General features: G+C 70.8%; 16 protein-coding genes. 8 read left to right on the top strand and 8 right to left on the bottom strand.

Annotated elements, in window-relative coordinates; genetic code table 11:
* Window positions 1–32: 32 nt before the first annotated feature.
* From ACTIF1_RS17760 to ACTIF1_RS17735, 6 genes are read right to left on the bottom strand one after another with little or no spacing between them, the layout of a single operon-like run.
* On the bottom strand, window positions 33–1,007 hold the full coding sequence (locus ACTIF1_RS17760; RefSeq protein WP_439597788.1) for a Bug family tripartite tricarboxylate transporter substrate binding protein: 975 nt from the start codon (window positions 1,005–1,007) through the stop codon (window positions 33–35).
* Between the two features lie 50 nt (window positions 1,008–1,057).
* Window positions 1,058–1,966: a TraB/GumN family protein gene (locus tag ACTIF1_RS17755; RefSeq protein WP_439597787.1), complete on the bottom strand. Its 909-nt coding sequence runs from the start codon at window positions 1,964–1,966 to the stop codon at window positions 1,058–1,060.
* Window positions 1,963–2,691, bottom strand: a complete 729-nt coding sequence (locus ACTIF1_RS17750; protein WP_439597786.1) for an aspartate/glutamate racemase family protein — start codon at window positions 2,689–2,691, stop codon at window positions 1,963–1,965. Before ACTIF1_RS17750 ends, ACTIF1_RS17755 begins: the two co-directional genes overlap by 4 nt.
* Complete coding sequence (locus tag ACTIF1_RS17745) at window positions 2,688–3,593, bottom strand: polysaccharide deacetylase family protein (protein ID WP_439597785.1); 906 nt, start codon at window positions 3,591–3,593, stop codon at window positions 2,688–2,690. The genes ACTIF1_RS17750 and ACTIF1_RS17745 overlap by 4 nt, the downstream gene beginning before the upstream one ends.
* Window positions 3,590–3,940: a hydroxyisourate hydrolase gene (locus ACTIF1_RS17740; protein ID WP_439597784.1), complete on the bottom strand. Its 351-nt coding sequence runs from the start codon at window positions 3,938–3,940 to the stop codon at window positions 3,590–3,592. Before ACTIF1_RS17740 ends, ACTIF1_RS17745 begins: the two co-directional genes overlap by 4 nt.
* Window positions 3,940–4,695: an aspartate/glutamate racemase family protein gene (locus ACTIF1_RS17735; RefSeq protein ID WP_439597783.1), complete on the bottom strand. Its 756-nt coding sequence runs from the start codon at window positions 4,693–4,695 to the stop codon at window positions 3,940–3,942. Before ACTIF1_RS17735 ends, ACTIF1_RS17740 begins: the two co-directional genes overlap by 1 nt.
* Window positions 4,696–4,766: 71 nt before the next feature.
* Between ACTIF1_RS17735 and ACTIF1_RS17730 the strand changes: the two genes are divergently transcribed.
* Window positions 4,767–5,744, top strand: coding sequence for a Bug family tripartite tricarboxylate transporter substrate binding protein (locus ACTIF1_RS17730; RefSeq protein WP_439597782.1), 978 nt, complete (start codon window positions 4,767–4,769; stop codon window positions 5,742–5,744).
* Complete coding sequence (locus ACTIF1_RS17725; RefSeq protein WP_439597781.1) at window positions 5,741–6,658, top strand: BMP family ABC transporter substrate-binding protein; 918 nt, start codon at window positions 5,741–5,743, stop codon at window positions 6,656–6,658. Before ACTIF1_RS17730 ends, ACTIF1_RS17725 begins: the two co-directional genes overlap by 4 nt.
* On the opposite strand, the gene mscL is transcribed toward ACTIF1_RS17725, so the two are convergent.
* Both mscL and ACTIF1_RS17715 read right to left on the bottom strand, forming a co-directional pair.
* On the bottom strand, window positions 6,615–7,106 hold the full coding sequence (gene mscL / locus ACTIF1_RS17720) for a large conductance mechanosensitive channel protein MscL (protein WP_439597780.1): 492 nt from the start codon (window positions 7,104–7,106) through the stop codon (window positions 6,615–6,617). The two genes, ACTIF1_RS17725 and mscL, sit on opposite strands and share 44 nt — an antisense overlap.
* Before the next feature lie 100 nt (window positions 7,107–7,206).
* Window positions 7,207–8,502, bottom strand: coding sequence for a M20 family metallopeptidase (locus ACTIF1_RS17715; RefSeq protein ID WP_439597779.1), 1,296 nt, complete (start codon window positions 8,500–8,502; stop codon window positions 7,207–7,209).
* Window positions 8,503–8,671: 169 nt separating this feature from the next.
* On the opposite strand from ACTIF1_RS17715, the gene ACTIF1_RS17710 reads away from it, so the two are divergent.
* The 6 genes from ACTIF1_RS17710 to ACTIF1_RS17685 are packed head-to-tail and all read left to right on the top strand — an operon-like array spanning window position 8,672 to window position 14,671.
* Window positions 8,672–10,219 (top strand): ABC transporter substrate-binding protein, encoded by a 1,548-nt coding sequence (locus ACTIF1_RS17710; RefSeq protein WP_439597778.1) that lies wholly within the window; start codon window positions 8,672–8,674, stop codon window positions 10,217–10,219.
* Window positions 10,219–11,160, top strand: a complete 942-nt coding sequence (locus ACTIF1_RS17705; RefSeq protein ID WP_439597777.1) for an ABC transporter permease — start codon at window positions 10,219–10,221, stop codon at window positions 11,158–11,160. Before ACTIF1_RS17710 ends, ACTIF1_RS17705 begins: the two co-directional genes overlap by 1 nt.
* Window positions 11,157–12,068, top strand: a complete 912-nt coding sequence (locus ACTIF1_RS17700; RefSeq protein WP_439597776.1) for an ABC transporter permease — start codon at window positions 11,157–11,159, stop codon at window positions 12,066–12,068. Before ACTIF1_RS17705 ends, ACTIF1_RS17700 begins: the two co-directional genes overlap by 4 nt.
* The gene (locus tag ACTIF1_RS17695) at window positions 12,061–13,026 is read left to right on the top strand and encodes an ABC transporter ATP-binding protein (RefSeq protein ID WP_439597775.1); all 966 of its coding nucleotides are present in this window, start codon (window positions 12,061–12,063) and stop codon (window positions 13,024–13,026) included. Before ACTIF1_RS17700 ends, ACTIF1_RS17695 begins: the two co-directional genes overlap by 8 nt.
* On the top strand, window positions 13,023–13,985 hold the full coding sequence (locus ACTIF1_RS17690) for an ABC transporter ATP-binding protein (protein ID WP_439597774.1): 963 nt from the start codon (window positions 13,023–13,025) through the stop codon (window positions 13,983–13,985). Before ACTIF1_RS17695 ends, ACTIF1_RS17690 begins: the two co-directional genes overlap by 4 nt.
* Window positions 13,985–14,671 (top strand): glutathione S-transferase N-terminal domain-containing protein, encoded by a 687-nt coding sequence (locus ACTIF1_RS17685; protein ID WP_439597773.1) that lies wholly within the window; start codon window positions 13,985–13,987, stop codon window positions 14,669–14,671. The genes ACTIF1_RS17690 and ACTIF1_RS17685 overlap by 1 nt, the downstream gene beginning before the upstream one ends.
* Window positions 14,672–14,780 lie beyond the last annotated feature (109 nt).

The following is a 14,780-nucleotide window of genomic DNA, read 5'->3' as shown; positions in this document are numbered from 1 at the left end:
CGCGCCCGATGCCCGAACGCTGCCCCCGGGCGTCAGCTCGGCTGCACGCCCGCCGCGCGCACCACCGGGGCCCAGCGCGTCGTCTCCCTGGCCACGAAGTCCGCGATGGCCGTCGGGCTCATATCGCCGAGCGAGACCACGCCCACGCTCTCCAGCCGCGCCTTGATGGCGGCATCGGCGAGGCCCGCCTGCAATTCCGTGTTCAGCCGCGCCGCGATGGCGGGGTCCAGCCCGGCGGGCGCGGCCATCAGGAACCAGTTGGTGGAGACCGATCCCGGGAAGCCGGCCTGCACCAGCGTCGGCACATCCGGCAGGGCCGAGACGCGCTCCGCGCTGGAGACGCCGAGCGCCTTCAGCGAGCCGCCGCGGATCGCCCCCGCATTGGCGCCCGAGGTGTCCCAGAGCGAGGTGGTATTGCCGCCCAGCACGCTCTGCTGCGCCTCCGCCGCGCCGCGGAAGGGCACGTGCAGCATCTGCACCCCGGCCTCCAGCCCCCACATCACGCCGGTGAGATGGCCCATGGAGCCGATGCCGGAGGAGCCGAAGGAAACCTCCTCCGCCCGCCGTGCCGCCAGCGCCTTGTAGTCGGCCAGCGTCGCCATCGGGCTGTCGCCCTTCACCGCGCAGACGATGGGCGCGCCGCCGAGCATGCTGACCCAGGAAAAGGCACGCTGGGGATCATAGGCCAGGCTGCGGAACAAGGCGGCGGCCACGGCCAGCGGCCCGGTATTGGTGACCAGCAGCGTATGCCCATCCGCCTGCGCGCGCGCGGCTTCCGCGGTCGCCACCGTGCCGCCGGCGCCGGGCTTGTTCTCGATGATGAAGGGCCGGCCGAAGGCGCGTTCCAGCCGGTCCGTCAGCGGGCGGATGATGAGGTCGCTGGTGCCGCCCGGGGCATAGGGGTTCAGGATGCGCACCGGCCGGTTCGGCCAGGGGCTCTGCGCCAGGGCCGGGGCGGCGAGGGGGGCCATCATGGCGGCGGCGAGGATCTGGCGGCGGGTGGTCATCGGTCTCTCCGGCATTGCGTTGGCGTGACGATGCAATCGCCGTGCCGACATCACTCCAGCGGCGCCGCCGGGATGCGCACCGGCTCCACCCGGAAGCCCGCCCGGCGCAGCAGGGCCGGCACCCCGGCAGGCCCGGCGGCGTGGGCGGCGCCGATGGCGATCACCAGGCTTTCACGCGGCAGCCGCTGCGCCAGGCGCCGCGCCATCACGGCATTGCGCCCATCCAGCATCTGCCGGGCGAAGGCCTGGGCGAGGCCGGGCTCGGCGGCCATGGGCGCCAGCATCTGGGCGCGCAGCCGGTCGAAATCGCCGGCCAGCAGGGCCTCGACCATCCGCACCTCCAGCACCGGATCGCCCTGCCGCAGCTGGCGCGCCATCAGCCCGACCAGGCGCAGCACCGCATCGCCGCCCATGCCGCGCAGGGCCAGCAGCATGTCGCGGCGCGTCTCCAGCCCCTGGATGGGGATTCCCTGGCGCTGCGCCAGCGCCCGCAGCGCCGGGTCGCCGCCGCCAGCTTCGGCGGCACCCTCCGGCATGGGTCTGGGCGGCGGGAGGCCGGGGCAGGGGGCGGCGGGGGGCTGCGTGGCGGCCAGCAGGGCCAGGAACAGGCCGAGCGGGCTCAGCGGCTCCGGGATCAGCCGGGTGCAGGCGGTGGCGGCCTCCAGCAGCCGGCGCTCGGCGGGCGGGAAGGGGTCCAGCACGCCAAAGCCGGGCGGGGCGCGCAGCAGGTCGCTGACATCCTCCGCGTCTTCCACCGATTCCAGCAGCAGCGCGGCGCGGCCCTCGAAGACGCTGGCGGCGGGCGGCAGCAGGCCGGGCTCCGGCTGGTGCGAATTGGGGATGAGCAGGGAGGCGGGGGCCTCGCGGCCGGGCGGGGTGATGCGGAAGGCGGCCAGCGTCTCCGCTTTCGCGGGCGCGGCCAGGGTCAGCAGTGCGAGCAGCAGCCAGCGCATCTTCATCCCGCGTAGAGGGCGGCAATCTCGCGCGCAAAACCGGTCAGCGCGCGGGCGCGCTTCGGGCGGGGCGCGCCGGGTGGCGCCAGGCCCACCAGCGCCTCCGCCATCCGCACCGCGGCCGCCGTGCCATCCACCAGCGGCACCGGGACGCGATCGGCGATGACGGGGGCGAGGCCCGCCAGCGGTCCGCCGGCCAGGATCACCGCCTCCGCCCCATCCTGCTCCACCGAGTTCAGGCAAAGCTCCACCAGCAGTTCCGCGCGCTGCTCCGCCACCAGGCCGGGATCGCCGGCGAAGGCGGGGCCCATGCGAAAGCCGGCGCAGCGGGCGGCCAGGCCGTGATGCGCCAGGCAGTCCTCGAACATCGGCCGCAGCGCCGCGGTGAAGGAGACCACGCCAAAACGCCGGCCGAGCATGCTCGCGGCATGGAAGGCGGCCTCGCTGATGCCGAGCACCGGCACGTCCAGCAGTTCCTTCGCCGCGTCGAGGCCCGGATCGCCGAAGCAGGCGATCACCGCCGCATCATACTGGCCGCGTTGCGCCGCGAGCGCCGCCAGCGTCGCCGGCCCCGCCACCAGCCAATCCGCGCGGCTGACGATCAGCGGCAGGCCGAAGGGCGCGGAGACGGTCTGCACGAGCGTGCCCGGGGAGGCGGCCGCCTTGGCCGCGGCATCAATCCGCGCCGTGACGCTGTCGGTCGTGTTGCTGTTGACCACCAGAAGTCTCACGGCGCCGTCTCCTGCGTCAGCCAGTGCCGCGCAATGTCGCAACGCCGCGCCACCCAGATCTCCTCCCGCCCCGCCACATGCCGCAGCACCGCCGCCAGCCCCGGCATGCGCGCCGGCCGCCCGATGATGCGGAGATGCAGGCCGATGGAGAGCATGCGCGGCTCGCCCTCCGCCAGCAGCCAGTCGATCGCCGCGATGCAGGTGCGGGAGAAGTCCTCGTGGTGAACAAAGCCGCCGCCGGGGGCGAAGCGCATGTCGTTGGTGTCGAAGGCATAGGGCAGGCGCACATGCGTCGCGCTGTGCAGCCGCGGCAGGTCCTCGTCGTAGTTGTCGCTGTCATAGAGGAAGCCGCCCTCCTCCAGCAGCAGGCGACGGGTATTGACGGAGGAGGCGCTGCGCGTGTGCCAGCCAACCGGCCTTTCGCCGGTGGCATCCCGGATGGCGGCGACGGTCGCGGCGATCACCGCGCGTTCCGTATCCTCCGCCATGCCCGCATGGCTTTCCCAGCGCCAGCCATGCGCGGAGATCTCGTGCCCCCGCGCATGCGGCGCCGCGGCGAGGATCGGCGTGGCGGCGACCGCGCGCCCGCAGCTCGAAAAGGTGGCCTTCACGCCATGCGCATCGAAGGCATCCAATATCCGCCAGAGGCCGATCCGGCTGCCATACCCGAAATGGCTTTCCATGCAGGGGTCGGGGTGGCCCACCACCTCCTCCCGCGCCTCATAGGTCGCCTCGTTGCGGGCATCGCCGGAGGTCAGGGACAGCTCCGCCCCTTCCTCCACATTCACCACGAAGGACAGCGCGAGCTTCGCCCCGCCTGGCCAGCGGGCGGAGGAGGGTGCGCCGGCGCGGCCGGCCAGGTCGCGGCTGGCGGGGGGCATGCCGCCCGGAAGCAGGCTCATGCGCCGCGATACAGCGAAAAACCCCAGGGGGTGAATTTGATCGGCAAGTGGTAGTGCAGCATCGCGTCGAAGACGCGGAAGCGGAAGGGCACCAGCTCCAGGAAGGGCGGCGGCGGGTTGTGGGACTCGGCGAAGAAATCGCCGATATGGAACAGCACTTCGTGCACCCCTTCCTGCACGCCTTGGCCCTGGGTCACCGGGTGGTCCAGCGCGCCATCCGCGCCCAGCCGCCCCTCCGCCACGGCCTGCCGGCCGCCATCGGGCAGGATGCGGTGGATCTCTACCTTCATCCCGAGCCCCGGCCGGCCGCTCGCCACATCCACCGCATGCACGGATATCCCAGGCATCACGCATCTCCCCCTGGCGCCAGGGTAAACAGCCGCCCCCATGCCGGGCCAGGGCCTTGCGGAATGCCCGCCGCGCCCAGCCCGCCCCAGAGGCCGAGCGCCGTCGCATCCAGCAGCGGGATGCCGGTCTCCGCCTCCAGCGCCGCCGCGATCGGCGCGCCGGCGCAATTGGTGTTCCACAGGATGATGGCCTGCACCCCCGGTCGCGCCACCTGCCGCGCCAGCGCGACCACGCCTTCATAGCCCACCGAGGCGAAGGCCAGGTTGTCCGTGATGCCGAGGCTGGCCTCCGCCACCATCTCCACCCCCTCCGCCGCCAGGCCGCGCGCGGCGCGGTGGTTGTACTCCGCCGTATGCGGCCCGATCAGCGCGACGCGGCGCGCACCCAGCAGGGCCAGGGCTTCCAGCAGGGCGAGGCCGCTGGTGGCGCAGGGCAGGCCGGTTTCCGCCCGCACGCGGCGCACCAGTTCGCGGTCATGCTGCAGCCCGATCACGGCACCCTTGCTGGCGGACCAGATGATCGCCTCCGGCTTCGCATCGGCCAGCAGCACGGCGGCCTGCATCATCGCCTCCCAGTCATAGCCATCCGGGAAGGGATCGACCGCGCCGCGCTTGGCGACGCGGGTGAAGATCGGCAGCAGGCCGGGCAGGTCATGCAGCAGGGCGCGGGTGGTGCGCTCCACCACCGTATTGGCGGAGGGCAGGATGGTGGCCAGCAGGCGCGGCGCCTCCGGCATCAGGGCTTTGGGATCCATGCGCGCAGCCTGCACCGGGCGCCCGCGGCACGGCAATTGCCTCGCGGGCGATACGAGTGAGGATCACCGCCATGCGCCGCCGCCACCTGCCCGTTCTCGCGGCACTCGCCGCCTTCTCCACCAGCAGCGGGCTGCACGCGCAGCCGGCCTGGCCGAGCCGGCCGATCCGCATCATCGTCACCTTCCCGCCCGGCGGATCGTCGGACATCGTGGCGCGCGTGCTGGCGGAGGTGCTGTCCCAGCGCCTGCCGCAGCGCGTGCTGGTGGAGAACCGCCCCGGCGCCGGCGGCACGCTGGGCGCCGCCTATGTCGCGACGCAGCCGGCCGATGGCTATACGCTGCTGCTCTCCAATACCGCGCCCATCGTCACCTCCCCGCCCATCTACGCCAATGTGCCCTACGACCCGGTCACGGGCTTCACCCATATCGCCTATCTCGGCGCGACGCCGCTGGTGATCATGGTGAATCCGCGCCTGGTGCCGGCCACCGACCTCGCGGGCCTGGTCGCCTGGATCAAGGCGCAGCCCGCCCCGCCGGGCTTCGGCAGCTCCGGCGCCGGCTCCGTCGCCCATATTTTTGGCGAGTCCTTCATCCAGCGCACCGGGGCGCAGCTGACGCATGTGCCGTACCGCGGCAGTGCCCCCATGCAGGCGGACCTTTTGGGCGGCGCCATTCCGCTGTCCTTCGACACGCTGCCGCAGAATGTCGAGCACATCCGCGCCGGCCGGCTGCGCGCCATTTCCATCACCGCGCCCGCGCGGCAGGAAATGGCGCCCGAAGTACCAACGACAGCGGAGGGTGGTTTTCCGGGCCTGGTGGCGGAGAACTGGCTCGGCCTGGCGGGCCCCGCCGGGCTGCCCGCGCCCATTATCGCCACGCTGCACCGGGAGGTGGCGGCGGCGCTCGACACCCCCCTGATGAAAAGCCGCATCCTGGAACACGGCATCGCCATGCGGCCGATGACCCAGCCCGAATTCGCCACCTATGTATCCGTGGAAGTGCGCGTGGTCGGCGGCGCGGTGAAGGCGCTGGGCCTCACCGCGCAATGAGCCATCTGCCCCGGGTGGTGGCCGTGCTCTTCGGCCGCCCCGGCACGGACCCGCTGGAGATCGGCGCCTTCAACGCCGCCGGCGTCCAGTGCCTGGCCCGTTGCGGCGACCTGCCCGTGCGGATCGAGACGCTGTGGGAGCCAAACCCCGCCCGCCGCGCCCAAACCATCGAGGCCGCGGCGGCGCGCGCGGAGCTCGTCATCGCGCATGGCGGGCAGGGGGAACAGGCGGTGGCCGCGGTGGCGCCGGCCTTCCCGGACGTCGCCTTCGCGGTGACCCAGGGGCGCATCAGCGGCCCGAACATCGCGGGCTTCGAGGTGCTGCAGGAGCAATCGGCCTTCCTCGCCGGCGCGCTGGCCGGCTGGTGGATCGCCCCCGGCGGCACCGCGGCGCATCTCTCGGGGGAGCCGGTGCCGCCAGGCCTGCGCGGCCGCGCCGGCTTCGCCGCAGGTCTCGCCCATGCCAATCCCACCGCACGCCTGTTGAGCGGCTTCTGCGGCAACCAGCACGACCCGGACCTCGCAGCGCGCTGGATCGCGGCGCAGGCCGCCGCCGGCGCCACGCTGAACTTCGCCATGCTGGATGGCGGCCGCGCCGGGGCGATCGCGGCCTGCAAGGCGGCGGGCATGCGCGCCATCGGCAATGTGCGGGACTGGACGGCGGAGCATCCCGTCTTTCTCGCCTCCGCTGTCGCCGATAATGGCGTGGCGATCGAGGCCGCCATCGCCGCCTTCCTCGCCGATCGCTTCGCCGACCGGCGCATCGGGCTGGAAGTGCAGGAGGCTGTCCGGCTGACGCTGGCGGCGGATGTGCCGCCCGCCCTCGCCACGCGGCTGGATCAGCTGCGCGAGGAAGTCCTGTCTGGCGCCCTCAGGGTGCCGGAGACATGGGCGGGGGAGGAGTGGGCGCCGTAGCCGCGGCTTCCGGCCGCTTGCGCAGCTCCTCCAGGATATCCGCCAGCAGCTTGTCGGTGGAACTCGGCCCCTTCGCCGCCTCCTGCCGGATATGCAGCCGGGTCAGCACCTTCAGCAGCCAGAAGATCGCCAGCGCCACGATCAGGAACTTGATGATGGCATTGATGAAGCGGCCGACGGCGAGCACCGCCGCGCCGCCTTCCCGCGTCGCTTCCAGCGTCGCCCGGCGCTCGCCGCTGAGCACGACGAAGACATTGGAAAAGTCGATCCCGCCGACCAGCAGGCCGACAATGGGATTGATCAGGTCCTCCACCAGGCTGCCGACGATCGCCGTGAAGGCGGCGCCGATGACGATACCCACGGCCAGGTCCACCACGCTGCCGCGCATGATGAAGGCCTTGAATTCGCGCAGCCAGGCGGGTTCCTGGATGGGTATCGGTGGCATCATGGCGGGCTCCTTGCTGGCCCGCCAGGGTGCGGCGTCAGGCGGCGCCGCGCCAAGCCCAAAATCGCGTGTGCGCGGATCAGCCGGGGCCGCGCCGCGGCGGTCAGTCCGCGCCGCACCAGCCGGCGATCAGCGCCGCCACCACCGCCACGCCGCGGCGGTAATCCGCCACATCCACCCATTCGTCCCGCCCGCCATTCTGCGTCAGGTCGCCACAGAGCGGGCCGAGGCCGACGCAGGGAATGCCGGACTGCACCATCGGATTGCGGATATCGGAGGAGGTATGCAGCGGGTTGATCTCCGGCATGGTCCCGGTGCCGCGGCGCACCGCCTCGCAGGTCTCGATCCAGAGCGGATGGTCCATCTTCACCTCCGCGCCGGTGACGCCCGACAGGAAGGTCGTCTCCAGCACCAGGTCCGCATCCGCGGCCTGGGCGGCGGCCAGCGCGGCCTCCACCTCGGCCTGCACATCGGCCAGCTTCTCCCCGGGCGGGAAGGACAGGGCGCAGGAGAGCTGCACGGCGGGCGGCACGCGCGCGGCGCGGCCATCGCCCAGCGTCTTGAAGTCGCCGACCAGCAGATTGGTGCTGCGCCCGATCGCCGCATCCAGCGCCGGGTGATGCACCCGCGCGCCGCGCTTGGCATCGAGCGCCTTCAGCGCCGCGAGCACGGCCATTGCCTTGTCGATCGGATTGATCGCGGTATGCGCGAAGGCCGTGTGACCCGGCTCCTGCGTCGCCGGCAGCCGCCCCTTCACCACAATGCGGAAGACCAGCTGGCCGGAGGCGAGCGCCTTCACCTCCCGCATGCCGATGCCGGATTCGGCCGGGTGCAGATAGACCGCCGCATCCGCCGTGATGCCCCCATGCAGCAGCGCATGCACGCCGCGCGCATGGCGCTTGGACGGTGTGGAGGTGAGGATCACATCGCCCTTCGGCACGACGCCCGCCGCCCGCACGGCGCGCAGCGCCTCCACCATGGTGGCGACGCCGGCCAGGTCATCGGCCACGCCCCAGCCATGGATGCGGCCATTGTCGATCTCGCCGGCCATCGGGTCGTGCAGCCAGCCATGCTGCGGGTTGAAGGGTTCGCCATCCGGATGGGCGAAGAAGATCACGCTGCGGCCGCCGCCGCTGCCGGGGAAGCGCGCGACGACAGCGGCGCGTTCCTCTGCGGCCATCGCCGCCTCGCTGGCGAATTCCTCGCGCAGCACGATGCTGGCGGGCTGGTAGCGCCGCGTCTCGACGATGCAGCCGAGGTCTTCCAGCGCCGCGGCGACGCGCGCCTGCACCGCTTCCTCGCCGCCCGATTGCAGCCGGATCAGGTCGCGCAGGAAGCCGACCGCGGCCTCGCCCCCCGCTTCCGCTGCCTGGTCCACGCGTGCTGCGATGCCGTCCATTTCTCGTCGTCCTCTTGCGCCGGCGCCAACTTAGCGACTGCGGCGGGCAGGGCAACCGGGTGCGAACAGGGTTCGCGCGTATACGGTAAGCCACTGGCGTTTCAGGGGTTGCCGCGGTGCACAGCTTGCGTCCATGCTTCCAGCGAACCGATGCAAGGGGGCTCAGGGCATGGACGGGATGATCGGCCGGCGTGGCGCGCTGACGGGTCTTGCGGGCATTCTGGCTGCGGCATCCCTGCCGCATCGGGCCGGCGCGCAGCCGCGCGGCACCGTCACGGCGTCTCTGCTCGGCAATCTGCCGAATATCCACCCCTGGCATGTCGGCAATGTGGAAACCGCGGCCGCCAATCTGCTCGCCTATTCCAACCTGCTGAAGGTGGGCGTGGATGGCACGCTGCTGCCGGACCTGGCCGTGGCGCTGCCGCAGATCACCGATGATGGGCTGAACTATACCTTCGAGCTGCGCCGCGACGTGCGCTTCCACAATGGCGACCGGCTGACCTCGGACGACGTGCTCTACAGCTACGAGAAGTATCTCAGCACCGGCCGCCGCCGCGGCAATCTGCGCCGCTTCATCGGCGATGTGCAGAAGGACGGCGATTATGTCGTCAAGGTCTCGCTGAAGGAGCCCTGGGTCGGCTGGATGCGGCTGATGGGGTATGAGGCCGCCATCGTGCGCCGCGGCAGCGATGTGACGAACGAAGGCGCGACGGGCGAGAACCTGTATCGCGGCAGCCGCATGGCCGGCTGCGGGCCCTTCATCCCGAAGAGCTTTCAGGCCGATGTCGCCGTGGAGTTCGAGGCTTTTTCGGATTACTTCGGCGGCGCGCCCGCAACGCAGACCATCAGGCTGGTGCGCATTCCGGATGCGGCGACGCAGCTGGCGAATCTGCGCACCGGCAGCGTCGACATCATCTCCAACTGCCCGCCGAAGGATTTCGCGGCCGTCAGCCGAGAGCGCGGCTTTGGCGGCGCGGTGCGGCCCTCCGCCGGCATCTTCTACATGCCGATGAACGTGGCCAAGGCGCCCTTCGACAATATCCACCTGCGCCGCGCCGTCTCCTGCGCCATCGACCGCGACTATATCTGCGAGGAGATCTATTCCGGCCTGGTCACGGCCAGCGCGCTGCCGGCCTCGCCGAACGAGTTCTGGTACGAGGAAGACCTGGCCAAGCAGCTGGCCTACGACCCGGACCGCGCAAAATTCCACCTGCGCGCCGCGGGCCAGCCGCGCGGCTTCACCTTCGAGGCGATCGTGCCGGTGCCCTCGGCCTATGTGGAGGCGCGGGAGGCCGCGGTTGTGATGCAGGCCAACCTCGCCGAGGTCGGCATTCGCATGAACATCCGCCAGACCGACTTCGTCAGCATGTATCGCAGCGCGCAGAACGGCGACTGGCAGGCCTTCCCGCATCCCTCGATGCAGTCCTCCGTCGAGGACTATCTGATCTGGAACAACTACCACAAGGACGGCAACCAGGCGCAGTGGATGGGCTATCGCAACCCCGCCTATGACACCGCCGTGATGGAGAGTTTCCGGTACCTGGACGAGGCGCGGAAGAAGCCGGCGCTGCGCAAGGTGTCGGAGATCCTGGTCGATCATTGCCCGGCTTTGTGGATCGGGCGGCTCAATGCCTACCATCTGTGGCGCGCGGATATCACGGGCTTCGGGCCGCGCTATTCGTATTTCATGGACCTGACCTCCGCCAAGAAGGGCTGATGGCGAACTTTCTTCTCGGCCGCGCGGCGACGCTGGCGCTGGTGCTGTTCGGCGCAAGCGTGCTGATCTTCCTGGTGGTCCGCGCGCTGCCGGGCGACCCGGCCATCGCGATGATGACCAGCAATGCGACGCCCGCCGAGATCCAGGCGATGCGGGAGGCGATCGGCCTGCACCTGCCGCTGTGGCAGCAGTATTTCGCCTGGGTCGGCGGCGCCGTCACCGGCGATCTCGGGCGGTCCTTCATGTATTCCGCCGGCGTGGCCGCGATGATCGGGGAACGCTTCCCGGTCACGCTGCATGTCTCGCTGGTGGCGCTGGTGATCGCCATGGCGATCGCGATTCCCGCCGGCGTGCTCTCGGCCCGCTACAAGGGCGGGGCGCTGGACCACCTGTTCCGGATCGTCGCCATGATCGGCATTTCCATGCCGGTCTTCTGGCAGGGGCTGCTGTCCATCCTGCTCTTCGCCGTGGTGCTGGGCTGGCTGCCGCCGGGCGGCTACCAGCCGCTCAGCGCGGGCATCGGCACCTCCACCGCGCACATCATCCTGCCGGCGGTGGCGCTCGGCACCGCCTATGCCGCCACCATCACCCGCATGCTGCGCTCCTCCATGCTCGATGTGCTGGGGCGGGAGCATATCGCGGTGGCGCGCGCCCATGGCGTGCCGGAACGCACCATCATCTGGACCGACGCTTTTCGGAATGCCCTGATTCCCACATTGACGGCCGCCGGCTTTTCCTTCGGCTACCTGTTGGCCGGCGCGGTGCTGACGGAGGTGATCTTCAACCTGCCGGGCATGGGGCGGCTGTTGTATGAGAGCATCCTCTCTCGCGATTATCCGCTGGTGCAGGGGCTGGTGCTGCTGAACGTCACGCTGTTTGTGCTGATCAATTTTGGCATGGATGCGCTCTACGCCGTGCTCGACCCCCGGATCCGCCGATGAGCGCGACGCTCGCCGCGCCGCGGCGCCCCAACCGGCTGTGGATGGTGATGAAGCGCGACCCGCTCGCGCTGATCGCCTTCGCCTTCCTGCTGGTGCTTGTCGTCGTCGCCATCTTCCCCGAGCAGATCGCGCAGTTCCTGCCGAACCGCCCATCCCGCCTTCGCCTGCGGCCGCCGGACGCCACCTTCTGGTTCGGCACCGACCAGTTCGGCCGAGACATTTTTGCCCGCTGCGTGCATGCGACGCGGGTTTCGCTGACGGTGGGGCTGACGACCGTGGGCATCGCGGTGGCCATCGGCGTTCCGCTCGGCGCCATCGCCGCCTTCCGCAGCCCAGGTTTTACGGACTCCGCCATCATGCGGGTGATGGACGTGCTGATGGCCTTTCCGCCGATCGTGCTGGCCATCGCGGTGGTCGCCGCGCTCGGCACGCAGGACCTGGAATTAGGCCCCTTCGTCATTCCGCACATCATGAAGGTGATGGTGGTGATCGGCTTGTTGAACGCGCCGAAAGTCGCCCGCATCGTCCGCGCCGCGGTGCTGGTCGAGCGCAACGAGCAATATGTGATGGCCGAACGCGCGGTGGGCGCCAGCGAAACGCGCATCCTGTTCCGCGACGTGCTGCGCAACTGTGTCTCCCCGGTCGCCGTCTTTGCGACCTTGCTGGTGGCCACGTCCATCCTCACCGAAGCCTCGCTGTCCTTCCTCGGCCTCGGCATCCAGCCGCCCGAACCCAGCTGGGGCGGCATGCTGGCGGATAGCCGCACCTATGTGATGTCCGGCCAGTGGTGGCTGACCATCTTCCCGGGCCTGCTGATCTTCCTCACCGTCGTCGCCTTCAACCTGGCCGGCGACCTGCTGCGCGATGTGATGGACCCGGCGCAGCTGACACGGCGTGGCGATGCCTAAGATGCTTTTCGAGGTGCGTGACCTGGTCACGCGATTCCGCAGCGAGGGCGGCGAGATCCGCCCCTCCCGCGGCGTCTCCTTCCATATCGCGGCGGGCGAGGTGCTGGGGCTTGTCGGCGAATCCGGCTCCGGCAAATCCGTCACCGCGCGCGCCTCCATCCGCCTGCAACAGCCGGAAAGCGCCACCATCGGCGGCGAACTGTTGTTCCGTGGCCAGGACCTTCGCAAGCTGGATGCGGAGGCGCTGCGCGGCCTGCGCGCGAAGCAGATCGCCATGGTGGTGCAGGACCCCGCCGCGGCGCTGAACCCGGTGATGACCATCGGCGACCAGCTGACCCGCATCCACCGCCTGCATGGCGGCACGGAGGAAGCGGCGCGGGAGGCAGCCCTGGTGCTGCTGCGCCGGATGCGGATCGCGGAGCCCGAAAGCCGCCTGGCCGCCTATCCGCACCAGCTTTCGGGCGGCATGCGCCAGCGCGTGCTGATCGCCCTCGCGCTGATCTGCCGCCCCTCGCTGCTGATCGCGGACGAGCCCACCACGGCGCTGGACGTGACGGTGGAGGCCGAGATCCTGGCGTTGCTGGACGAGCTGCGCCGCGAGCTCGGCATGGCCATGCTGATGATCTCGCACAACCTGTCGGTCATCGGCCGCATCTGCGACCGCGTGGCGGTGATGTATGCAGGCCGCATCATGGAGGAGGCGCAGACCCAGGCGCTGCTCGCCACGCCGCGCCACCCCTATACGATGGCGCTGCTGGCCAGCGTGCCACGCGGCACCAAGCGGGACGGCCCGCTGCCCGCCATTCCCGGGGAACCACCCGACCTGGCGCGCCTTCCGCCGGGCTGCCCCTTCCAGGCGCGCTGCCCCGGCGCCGCCCCCGAATGCACCGCGGAGCAGCCCCTGCGCGAGATTGCCTCCGGCCGCCGCGCCGCCTGCTGGCGTGCGGAGGCCGCATGACCACGCCGCTGCTCAGCCTCACCGGCGTCTCCCGCCACTATGCCACGAAGCCCTCCGTGCTCGGCCGACTGCTGCCGAACCAGCCGGTGGTGCGCGCCGTGCAGGATGTGTCGCTCTCCATCGCGCGGACCGAAATCCTGGGCCTCGTCGGGGAAAGCGGCTCCGGCAAATCGACGCTCGGTCGCGTCGCCTTGGCGTTGGAGCCGCCGACCACCGGAACCGTCCTGTTCGACGGCGCGCCCCCGGCGCAGGACCTGCCCGGCTTCCGCCGCCGCGCGCAGATGGTGTTCCAGGACCCGCAGAGCTCGCTCAACCGCTCGCTGACCATCGAGCGGATTCTCGAATCGCCCCTGGTGGTGCACCGTTTCGGCAATGCCGCCGCGCGTCGCGCGCGTATTGCGGAGCTGCTGAGCACGGTTGGCCTGCGCCCGGACATGATGCGCCGCTATCCGCACGAACTCTCGGGCGGCCAGCGCCAGCGCGTCGGCATCGCCCGCGCGCTGGCCATCGAGCCCGCCTTCATCGTGCTGGATGAACCCACCAGCGCGCTGGATGTCTCGATCCAGGCGCAGGTGGTGAATCTGCTGGTGGAGCTGCAGCAGCGCCTGGCGCTGACCTATCTTTTCATCAGCCACGACCTGCGCCTGGTGCGCTGGCTGTGCGACCGGATCGCCGTGATGTATCTCGGCCGCATCGTGGAGATCGGCCCGGCCGAGGCGCTGTGGCACGCGCCGCGCCACCCCTATACCAAGGCGCTGCTGGCGGCCGTGACGGCCGAAACCCTGCAGCCGCCCGAGGCCGCCGGCGATGTGCCGAGCCCGATCCGCCCGCCGCCCGGCTGCGCCTTCCACCCGCGCTGCCCCGCCGCCGGCCCGCGCTGTTCGCGGGAGGCGCCGCGCGACGTGACGACCGATGGCGTCACGGTGGCCTGCCATTTGCATGACGGAGGCGTTTCCTGATGAAGCTGATCATCGGCGGCAAATGGTCCTCCACCTGGACCATGCGCGGCTGGCTCGCCTGCAAGCTTTCGGGCCTGCCCTTCGAGACGGAAACGCTGCTGCTGTCACGCGACGACAGCAAGGCGAAGCTGGCCGCCATCTCGCCGACCGGGCTGATCCCGATCCTCTTCGACGGCGACCTCGCCATCACCGACACCTGGGCGATCGCGGAATATCTCTGGGAGAAGGCGCCAGGCTGCGACATCTGGCCCGCCGACCTGCCCGCCCGCACGGCGGCGCGCTCCTCGGCCGGGGAGATGCATGCGCATTTCGTGGAACTGCGCGCGGCCATGCCGATGAACCTGGTGAAGCGCTGGCCCATCGCCAATGGCGTGCCGAGCAATGCGAAGCTGCTGGGTCGGCCGGGCGTCGCCCCGCAGGTGGCGCGGGTGCAGGAAAGCTGGCGCCAGACGCGCGCAACATGGGGGCAGGGCGGGCCTTTCCTGTTCGGCGCGCGCTTCTGCTTCGCGGACGCCATGTGGGCTCCCATGGCCAGCCGCTTCCGCACCTATTCCGTGCCGCTGGCGGCCGATGCCCAGGCCTATGCGGATGCCGTGCTGGCGCATCCGCTCGTTGCCGAATGGGTGGCGGGGGCGGAGGCGCAGGCGCGCGAGATCGGCATCGAGGCCTGTCGCGCTTTCCCATAGCCGTCGTGCCAAAAGCCATCTCCCCCATAAGAGCAGGGGAATCGCATATGGCGTTGCTGAAAGCGCTGGCGCTGAGGTGACGTATGGATTCTGTGTCTGACCCGACGGC

It is taken from the genome of Falsiroseomonas sp., from assembly GCF_051860665.1.
GTDB lineage: Bacteria > Pseudomonadota > Alphaproteobacteria > Acetobacterales > Acetobacteraceae > Falsiroseomonas.
The sequence above is the reverse complement of the archived record's forward strand: the minus strand, read 5'-3'. Positions and strand labels throughout refer to the sequence as shown.

Bases quoted from the DNA above. Each gene is read 5' to 3' on its own strand.
- ACTIF1_RS17735 (WP_439597783.1), bottom strand. From the start codon at position 4,695: ATGGATCCCAAAGCCCTGATGCCGGAGGCGCCGCGCCTGCTGGCCACC.
- ACTIF1_RS17730 (WP_439597782.1), top strand. From the start codon at position 4,767: ATGCGCCGCCGCCACCTGCCCGTTCTCGCGGCACTCGCCGCCTTCTCC.
- ACTIF1_RS17705 (WP_439597777.1), top strand. From the start codon at position 10,219: ATGGCGAACTTTCTTCTCGGCCGCGCGGCGACGCTGGCGCTGGTGCTG.
- ACTIF1_RS17685 (WP_439597773.1), top strand. From the start codon at position 13,985: ATGAAGCTGATCATCGGCGGCAAATGGTCCTCCACCTGGACCATGCGC.
- ACTIF1_RS17690 (WP_439597774.1), top strand. From the start codon at position 13,023: ATGACCACGCCGCTGCTCAGCCTCACCGGCGTCTCCCGCCACTATGCC.
- ACTIF1_RS17710 (WP_439597778.1), top strand. From the start codon at position 8,672: ATGGACGGGATGATCGGCCGGCGTGGCGCGCTGACGGGTCTTGCGGGC.
- ACTIF1_RS17755 (WP_439597787.1), bottom strand. From the start codon at position 1,966: ATGAAGATGCGCTGGCTGCTGCTCGCACTGCTGACCCTGGCCGCGCCC.
- ACTIF1_RS17740 (WP_439597784.1), bottom strand. From the start codon at position 3,940: ATGCCTGGGATATCCGTGCATGCGGTGGATGTGGCGAGCGGCCGGCCG.
- mscL (WP_439597780.1), bottom strand. From the start codon at position 7,106: ATGATGCCACCGATACCCATCCAGGAACCCGCCTGGCTGCGCGAATTC.
- ACTIF1_RS17745 (WP_439597785.1), bottom strand. From the start codon at position 3,593: ATGAGCCTGCTTCCGGGCGGCATGCCCCCCGCCAGCCGCGACCTGGCC.
- ACTIF1_RS17700 (WP_439597776.1), top strand. From the start codon at position 11,157: ATGAGCGCGACGCTCGCCGCGCCGCGGCGCCCCAACCGGCTGTGGATG.
- ACTIF1_RS17760 (WP_439597788.1), bottom strand. From the start codon at position 1,007: ATGACCACCCGCCGCCAGATCCTCGCCGCCGCCATGATGGCCCCCCTC.
- ACTIF1_RS17715 (WP_439597779.1), bottom strand. From the start codon at position 8,502: ATGGACGGCATCGCAGCACGCGTGGACCAGGCAGCGGAAGCGGGGGGC.
- ACTIF1_RS17725 (WP_439597781.1), top strand. From the start codon at position 5,741: ATGAGCCATCTGCCCCGGGTGGTGGCCGTGCTCTTCGGCCGCCCCGGC.
- ACTIF1_RS17695 (WP_439597775.1), top strand. From the start codon at position 12,061: ATGCCTAAGATGCTTTTCGAGGTGCGTGACCTGGTCACGCGATTCCGC.